We start from the raw sequence: 7,698 nt of genomic DNA on the forward strand, positions 1-7,698 counted from the left end.
CTTATTCTCCTGTCGCCGGGGTGAGTTCAGCCAGCAGCTGCCGGTTCATGATGCGGTGTTCGGGAACATGGCGCCCTTCCAGCATGTCTATGATGCCGCGCAATGCTTCCTGTCCGACGCGGGCATTGGCCTCGCGCGTCACGCCGCCGATGTGCGGGGTCAGCACAATGCGCAGCTCGGTCAGGAACGGGTGGTCTGCGGCCGGGGGCTCCACCGCGAAAGTGTCCAGCCCCGCACCGGCCAGATGTCCCGACCGGATCGCCTGCAGCAGGGCCGGCTCATCGATCAGCCCGCCCCGCGCCGTGTTGACGATGTAGGACTGAGCGGGCATCTGCGCGAGGCTTTGCGCATTGACCACCGCCCGCGTCGCATCGGTCAGCGGGCAATGCAGGCTCAGGATGTCCGAGGTGCGGAACAGGTCCGGCAGGTCCGCGCAGCGGCGGACGCCTGTGCGGGTGAATACCGCATCTGCGGCGAAGGGATCATGTGCCTGCACCTCCAACCCCAGCCCGCGCGCCATCTGCGCCGCCGCCTGGGCGATCGCGCCCATCCCGAGCAGCCCCAGCCGCATGCCCGCCAGTTCACGCCCGGCAAAACCGGGCTTTTCCCAGCGCCCGGCGCGCAGGCCCGCATCCAGCGGCAATAGGCGTTTTACCGTTGCCAGAACCAGCGCAATGGTGTGTTCGGCGACAGAGACAGCATTCGCACCCGTTGCGGCAAGAACCGGAATGCCCCGGGCCGCGGCGGCAGCAAGATCGATATTATCGACCCCTGCCCCATGCTTGGAAATCACCCGCAGGCCGGGAGCCGCATCCATTGCCGCGGCATCTAGCCGGCCCATGCGCGAGACCACGGCCACAGCACCGCTGCCGCGCAGAGCGTCCTGAAGGTCCCCGGCCGAAGCATAGGGCGGCGCGTAATGCAGCACATAGCCCGCCGCCTCCGCGATCTCGACAGCAGTTTGATGCAGTTCCGGTCCGGTGACCAGGATGGACTTCGACATAGCATTCCCCCGATGCGGGCAGCAGGCTGCCCGACGGCTTCAATCGGATTGATGGTAAGGTTTTTGCCCCCTCTCCCAAGGGGGCAGGCAAACTCCTCGAGCCGAGCATATGACAAAGCAGCGCTTTACAAAAATGCCAATATTGATATCTTAAATTAAGAAAAACTGTATTATCATGGACACACGACAACTTCACACCCTTCTGGCGATTGTTCAGCACGGCAGCTTTGCCAAGGCGGCGGAGGTTGTTCATGTAACGCCTTCGGCTGTCAGCCAGCAGATTCAGGCGCTGGAGCAAGAGCTTGGCGCAACGCTGTTTGAGCGCAGCACCCGCCCGCCCGCGCTGACGCCTCAAGGCGTGCAGGTGGTCGAGATGGCGCAGGACATTCTGCGGCGGGTCAGCGAGGCCCGCTCCGCGCTGTCCGGCGATCAGGTGACGGGAACACTGTTGCTGGGGTCGGTGCGCACCAGTGCGCTGGGGGTCCTGCCCCGCGCCATCATGAAGATGCGCGAGCACTATCCGCAGCTCAGGATCAACCTGCAGGTGGCCAATTCGTCCAGCCTGATTGCGGAAGTCGCCGCCGGGCGGCTGGATGCGGCGGTCGTTGCCGAAAACATGAGCATCCCGCAGCTCATCCGCTGGAGCCCGTTCCTGCGCGAGCCGCTTTGGGTCATTGCTCCGGCCAGCATGGGTAAGGACGCGGCCTCAGGCGACGCGGCCGCGATGCTCCGGACCTTGCCGTTTGTGCGGTTCCAGAGCCCCGTGCCACTGGCTGGCCTGATCGACACGGAACTGGCCCGCTTGCAGATCACCACACAGGATGTGGCCGGAATGGATTCCATCGCGTCCATCATCAATTGCGTGGCCGAGGGGATGGGAATATCCATCGTGCCCAACATCGCCCTGCGCGAACCGCAGGCCGAAGGACTGCTTTATCTTCCCTTCGGCCAGCCGCAGATCTTCCGGCAGATCGGGCTCATCGAACGCATCAATGCGGTGCGGGCCGATGTCATCGACCAGTTTCACGGGATCCTGGCAGAAACCTGCGGCGAGCATGGCGTCAGGCGCAACGAAGAAAACAAGCGCCGGTGATCCTGCTTCGAACTGCTTTGTCCATCGGGTCCATCCCTTGACGGGTTAACGCCCCCTACCGCCACCTTGGCTCGATCGGCGAGCATCTTCGCCGTCCAACCGGCTACAGTGCCTGCGGCAAGTGACGAGGCAGTCATGCGCCGCGTTTCCTCTGCGCCTCCCGCCGCATCAGATAGCTTGCTGCCCCGACGATGATCGCGGCCCCCGCTGTTGTCGCTGTGTCCAGGACTTCGCCAAACAGCACAAAACCAAGAACCACGGCATAGACCAGCTGAGTGTATTGCAGGTTTCCGATGACGCTCACCTCCCCCAGACGCAGCGCCTTGACGCCGGCCCATTGGCCAGCAGTGGCCAGCCCACCCATGGTCAAAAGCAGGATCAGGCCGTGCAGGTCTGGCGGGACCCAGACCCATGGAAGCGGAACAGCAGACAGAAGCCCGATGAAGCCAGCCTGATACACCAACAATGTCGCTGTGCTTTCCGTCTGCGACAGCCGCCGCACAGCAATGACCGCGACCGCAGCACCGGCACCGCCGAACAGCGGAATCAAGGCATGAAATGAGGTGAAGCCTTCGATCCCCGGACGCATCACAACGACGACACCCAGGAAGCCGGCCATCACCGCCCCGATCCGGTGCCTGCCTACCGGCTCGCCGAGAACCCACATGGCCAGAAGTGTCACGAAAAACACCTGCGAAAAGGAGAGAGTAATCGCCGTCGTCAGCGGCAGAACCGCGACGGCCCAAATGCCTGACGACAGGGCGATGAACGCTCCAGCAAGGCGCACCCCATGCCAGCCCGGATGGCGTGTTTGAAGGCTCTGCGGGAATGCCTTGATGAGGGCGGGCAGCGATAACAGGAACACCACGGCCTGGCGGATAAAGAGAATTTGCAGCACATGAAACTCTGTCACGGTAAGTTTGGCCAGAGCGGCGACGGCGGCATAAAGCCCGGCAGCCAGCAGTGCCCAGAGAATACCCTGCACATTGTGAGGCACCGGGGCTCGACCCCTGCCATTGGCGGCTGTACGGGTCATGGCATTCGGCCCCTTGCTGGTGTCCTGCCTTGAGAGAAATTTGGTACCGTGGTACCAATTCATTGTCAAGCTGCAGAGTATGGGGATACGATGGCTGCGAAAAAAATTGAACGCGTTCAAACCGGGGTCCGGATCGAGAAGCGCGTGCTTCAGGTTCTGAAGGCCATCGCAGCCCAGAAGGGGATCGGCCTTGGCGATCTGATTGAAGGAATTGTGCTGCATAGCTTTGAAGGCAAGCCGCCCTTCGGACCGGAGACCCTCGATTTCATCGCGCAAATGCGAAAGGCCTACGGGCTCGATCTCAGCGCCGAAGACAGCCATACCCTCTCCGAAGAGTAGCCTTTGAACAGCGCCCGGCCGGCACTGTCACCTGCTGGAGATTGTGCCGGCCGTGATGCTGGATGTAATCTCCCGATCCACGCTGATTGCAGACGGGCGCCTGCCGATGACCCTTGCCAATTCACTGTCTCTGCTTCTCATCATGGTTGCCCTAGCGGCAATTCCCAGTTCGAGCGTCGCGCTGGTGGTCGTCCGCTCGGCAACGCGGGGTGTTCGCGATGGCGCCGCCGCTGCGCTCGGCATCGTGGTTGGGGATCTCATCTTCGTTGCCCTGGCGATTGCAGGGCTTGTGGCAATTGCTGAAGTGATGGGCACGCTTTTCGCCATATTGCGTTATGCAGCCGCCGCTTATTTCATCTGGTTCGGCTTCACCCTGATCCGTGGCGGCGCCAAAGCCAGCCAGACGGCGGATGAGCGCCGGGCGGGCGGCATGGCCGTGAGCTTTGCCGCCGGCATCGCGCTCACACTCGGCGACGTGAAGGCGATCCTGTTCTATGCGGCGCTGTTCCCGGTCTTGATCGACGTCACCGTGCTTTCGGCCTTCGACATCGGCGTGATCGGCGCAATTACGCTGATTGGCGTGGGCGGCGTGAAACTGGCATATGCCGTCGCGGCGCGCGCGATTGTAACCGCATCGCACGGGTTTCCATTCAGAAGGCCCATACGCATGGCCGCTGGCACCTTGATGATCGGCACGGGCGGCTATCTGATCGCCAAAGGGTAGCGATCGGGGCTTGCGATCAGTCCGGTGCGTAGCAAACCGCCTGAAGCTTGTTTCCATCAGGGTCGCGAACATAGGCTGCGTAATAGTTCAAACCGTAGTGCGGCCGCGGTCCAGGCTCTCCCTCATTGATGCCGCCCCATTTCAACGCCTCTTCATGGAAGGCGTGAACCTGGGCTTTGGTATCGGCGACAAAAGCAATGTGGGTTCCGTTCCCCCATGTTGCGGGACGGCCGTCCTCCGGTGTGTAGATGTAGATCGTCGGCATTTGGCCCTCGCGCTCATAAGCGAGAGGCTTTTCCGCCGGCTTGGGCAATCTGGAAAAGCCGACCGCCCCCAGCACGGCATCGTAAAACTTTGCCGACCGTTCCTTGTTGTTCGTCCCCAATGTGATGTGGCTGATAACGGACACCGGTTTCTCCCTCGTTCTATGTGGTTGCCAACGGTCCCTGCTGACGCTTTGACCGCGAGCCCAAGCAGAGCTTCGCTCCCTCGCCACACTGACCGGCCATGAGGTCAGGACAGGGAAACACCCCGGCAATCGGCCGGCGCGCCAGCGGCATAGTCTGGCGAAAGCCCTCTCCGGCCGCTTCGAAACCAGGTTCTGCGATGCAGACGCATTGACCTGTCACATCCGGCTAATGCGGATGGAAAATCTCTTCGATGGGCAGAGCGAACAGACGGGCGATCTTGAACGCCAGCGGCAGGCTGGGATCGTAGCGCCCGCGCTCCAGCGCATTGACCGTCTGACGCGACACATCAAGCTTCGCCGCCAGATCCGACTGAGACCAGTTTCGTTGCAGCCGCAACTCCTGAATGCGGTTGTTCATCTGTAGCGCAGACGCCCAAAGAGAACGCCGGCGAGCCAGAGCCCGCACATGACCGGCCAGACAGCAAAGGCCGACAGCCTCGGAAAGCCGGCATTTTCCAGGAAACCGTAGCTGAAAGTTATCAGCGCCGTTCCCGCGAAGGCAAGGGCAAAGGCTTCAAGCTGCAGCCGGCGCTGCAACTCGTCCAGGCGGCGGATGACACCGATGATGGACCAGCAAAGGAAGATTGCAGGGACCATCGGCGCCAAGGTGATCGCGATGGCTGCCCCCCTGTTGCCGATGCCACTGGCCAGAAGATGAAGCGAGACCATCAACGTAATTGCATATGCCAGCATGCTCAAAAAGGCCGGGATCATGTTTCGGGCCAGGCCGGCGGGAGTGTTGTTGGTCATGCGAGCACCTGCTGTAAAGCCTGCTTTACACTTATCGGTTCCAACCCGCATGTCAAGCAGACTTTACAGGCCGCGGTATCCACCGGTCTGAGGAAGCGCTCCTCTCCGCCTCCTGCGCCTGCAGGATCGCGTGATCTGCACAGAACATGCGCCAGGCGGCCGCGGGCGCGAACGGGCCGTCCATATATCTGGCGCGGTCCGAGGCCATGACGTGCGCCACCGTCAGCGCTGCCGGGGTTTCGCCTGATCAGCCGCAGCAACGCTGGCCGGGCCAAGATGCCGTGTCAGGATGGCATCGGCGATCTCGCCCAGAAGCCGCGCGGCGGTGGCGCTGTCGCGGCCGGCGACGTCGGTCAGCGCGACCAGCCCCTCGACCCCGGCGACTGTTGCAAGTGACGCGACCAGATCGGCGGCCTGCGCAGCCGACAGATCATGCGGCAACTCGCCCAACGCGCGCTGCATGTAGCCCACCCGGCGCGCGCCGCGGCTGCTGGTGCCGTCTGCCGCGGTCACGGCATGGGCAAGATATTGCCGAAACGCGGGTTCGTTTTCCAGGGTCAGACGGATCATGGCCGCCGTGATGGCCGCCAGACGCGCACGCAGATCAGTGGTTCCGGCAATGACCTGCTCATAGGGCGGAACCAATGTGGCAAGGCCCGCTTCCAGCGCAAGCGCCTGGGGCTCCGAAAAATACCGGTAGGCCGTCGCGCGCGAGACGCCGTGTTCGGCCGCCGCCGCGGCGACAGTTACGGGCTCTCCCCGGCTCATCAGCCGTCGCGCGCCGTCAAGGATGGCGTCGCGGGTGCGCTGCTTCTGGTTCGTTCGCTCGGCTTTGTCCCGCATCTCGTCTCCCGATCATTTTACCTGTTGAGACACTTGTCTCATGATGATAATAAGAGTCTTATACCGGGAATGAGTCCCGTCAAGGAGAAAACAATGACAGACGCACGTCACTACGATGTCTTCGGCCTGCTGGTCAGCTTCCGGGTCCTGCCAGAGGAAGTGGATGGCAAGTTCACCCTGATGGAGGCCATCGTGCCCCCCGGCTTGGGCGCACCGCCGAATTGCCATGCCGGGGAGACGGAAACCTTCCAGGTTTTGGACGGTAATTTCCTGTTCCTGATCGACGGTAAGTCCATCGCCGCGAAGGCTGGCGACACGCTGGTGGTTCCCGACGGAGCAGCGCATACCTTCCGCTGCACGGGCGATGCCCCCGGCAGGCTCCTGATCGTGAACGCGCCGGGGCGCATGCATGTGGACTTCTTCCGCGGTGTGGGCCGCCCGATGGCCGATGACAGCCGCCTGCCCGAACCGCAGGATGGCCCGCCCGATATGGCCAGGATCATGCAGGTCGCGCAGGCCACCGGCATGACGCTGCTGCCCCCGCAACCGGAGGGTGCCCGATGACCGGGTTCGACGCGCGCGCGGAAAGTGCGGAGAGAACGGCCGGGCGCGGCACCCGGATCGCCAAAAGACGGGAGGCCGAGGTTGTGCAGGCGCTTGCCGAGGCGCGCACTGCGGTCGAGGTGCTGGCACCGCTCAGGATCGGTCTCGCCGCGCCAGCACAGGCAGGGGCAGGGGCAGCCCCATCCTGACCTTGGATGCGGTCACCTGCGACATCGGTGGCCGCCGGGTGCTCGGGCCCCTCAACCTGGTGGCGCTCGCCGGGCCCAACGGTTCCGGCAAGACCACGCTGCTGCAGTTTGCCGCCGGACACCGGGCTCCTTCTTCCGGATCTGTGCGCTGCGGCAGCGGAGCCATCGCAATGCTCGACCAGCATGTCGCTTTTCTGCGCGCGGACGAAATCCTGTTGGAGGCCATGCGCCGGATGAATCCCGGCCTGACGCTGAACGCCTGCCCCGCCGCTCTGGCCCGCTTCGCCTTTCGCAACATCACGGCTGCAAAGCACTGCGGGTCTCTGAGCGGCGGGGAGCGGATGCGCGCAGGACTGGCATGTATATTGTCTGCGCCCGAGCCCCCGGCGCTTCTGATGCTTGACGAGCCCACGAACCGCCTGGACATCTGCTCTATCGAAGTGCTGGAGGCGGGCCTGCGTGACTATCGCGGCGCGCTGCTCGTTGTCAGCCATGACGCGGTATTCCTGGACGAGATCGGCGCGCAGCGCAGCGTTTTTTCTGGGGTAATCGATCCGATTTGCTTGCGGAACGTGGCTTTCGACGGTTTTGCCTGTTTGCTTTGTACTTGTTTTGTTCTTTGTTGATTATATAGGTGTTTTTGAATGGTTTTACCCCGTTTTGTGGACGGGGTTTTTGTGATTTGTTTT

Annotated in this window: 11 protein-coding genes; 5 read left to right on the forward strand and 6 right to left on the reverse strand. The window is 62.8% G+C overall.

Annotation, left to right across the window (positions count from 1 at the left end; all coding sequences use genetic code 11):
* Position 1: 1 nt before the first annotated feature.
* A complete protein-coding gene (locus IF10I1_RS10645) occupies positions 2–1,003 on the reverse strand; it encodes a hydroxyacid dehydrogenase (RefSeq protein WP_186392729.1) in 1,002 nt (333 codons plus the stop codon).
* 175 nt (positions 1,004–1,178) lie between these two features.
* Here IF10I1_RS10645 and IF10I1_RS10650 point away from each other — a divergent pair, with 175 nt between their 5' ends.
* Positions 1,179–2,096, forward strand: a complete 918-nt coding sequence (locus tag IF10I1_RS10650) for a LysR family transcriptional regulator (RefSeq protein ID WP_186392730.1) — start codon at positions 1,179–1,181, stop codon at positions 2,094–2,096.
* A gap of 133 nt (positions 2,097–2,229) precedes the next feature.
* Here the strand turns inward: IF10I1_RS10650 and IF10I1_RS10655 are convergent, their stop codons facing one another.
* Entirely contained in the window at positions 2,230–3,453 is a 1,224-nt protein-coding gene (locus IF10I1_RS10655; protein ID WP_208977261.1) for a DMT family transporter, read from the reverse strand.
* A 124-nt stretch (positions 3,454–3,577) separates the two neighbouring features.
* Between IF10I1_RS10655 and IF10I1_RS10660 the strand changes: the two genes are divergently transcribed.
* On the forward strand, positions 3,578–4,195 hold the full coding sequence (locus tag IF10I1_RS10660; protein WP_208977627.1) for a LysE family translocator: 618 nt from the start codon (positions 3,578–3,580) through the stop codon (positions 4,193–4,195).
* 16 nt (positions 4,196–4,211) lie between these two features.
* On the opposite strand, the gene IF10I1_RS10665 is transcribed toward IF10I1_RS10660, so the two are convergent.
* The 4 genes from IF10I1_RS10665 to IF10I1_RS10680 form a co-directional block, all read right to left on the reverse strand.
* Positions 4,212–4,604: a VOC family protein gene (locus IF10I1_RS10665; protein ID WP_122520876.1), complete on the reverse strand. Its 393-nt coding sequence runs from the start codon at positions 4,602–4,604 to the stop codon at positions 4,212–4,214.
* Between the two features lie 226 nt (positions 4,605–4,830).
* Positions 4,831–5,022, reverse strand: a complete 192-nt coding sequence (locus IF10I1_RS10670) for a helix-turn-helix transcriptional regulator (protein ID WP_058898917.1) — start codon at positions 5,020–5,022, stop codon at positions 4,831–4,833.
* Complete coding sequence (locus IF10I1_RS10675) at positions 5,019–5,465, reverse strand: hypothetical protein (RefSeq protein WP_244284695.1); 447 nt, start codon at positions 5,463–5,465, stop codon at positions 5,019–5,021. The genes IF10I1_RS10670 and IF10I1_RS10675 overlap by 4 nt, the downstream gene beginning before the upstream one ends.
* Before the next feature lie 171 nt (positions 5,466–5,636).
* The gene (locus tag IF10I1_RS10680) at positions 5,637–6,257 is read right to left on the reverse strand and encodes a TetR/AcrR family transcriptional regulator (protein WP_186392731.1); all 621 of its coding nucleotides are present in this window, start codon (positions 6,255–6,257) and stop codon (positions 5,637–5,639) included.
* Between the two features lie 93 nt (positions 6,258–6,350).
* Between IF10I1_RS10680 and IF10I1_RS10685 the strand changes: the two genes are divergently transcribed.
* Genes IF10I1_RS10685 through IF10I1_RS10695 form a run of 3 tightly spaced genes read left to right on the forward strand, consistent with a single transcriptional unit; the run spans position 6,351 to position 7,635 of the window.
* A complete protein-coding gene (locus IF10I1_RS10685) occupies positions 6,351–6,821 on the forward strand; it encodes a cupin domain-containing protein (RefSeq protein WP_208977263.1) in 471 nt (156 codons plus the stop codon).
* Complete coding sequence (locus IF10I1_RS10690; protein ID WP_186392732.1) at positions 6,818–7,009, forward strand: hypothetical protein; 192 nt, start codon at positions 6,818–6,820, stop codon at positions 7,007–7,009. The genes IF10I1_RS10685 and IF10I1_RS10690 overlap by 4 nt, the downstream gene beginning before the upstream one ends.
* A 2-nt stretch (positions 7,010–7,011) precedes the next feature.
* Positions 7,012–7,635, forward strand: a complete 624-nt coding sequence (locus tag IF10I1_RS10695; RefSeq protein WP_186392733.1) for an ATP-binding cassette domain-containing protein — start codon at positions 7,012–7,014, stop codon at positions 7,633–7,635.
* Positions 7,636–7,698: the final 63 nt, after the last annotated feature.

The sequence above is a fragment of the Pannonibacter sp. I15F10I1 genome, from assembly GCF_900185665.1.
Classification (GTDB): domain Bacteria; phylum Pseudomonadota; class Alphaproteobacteria; order Rhizobiales; family Stappiaceae; genus Pannonibacter; species Pannonibacter indicus.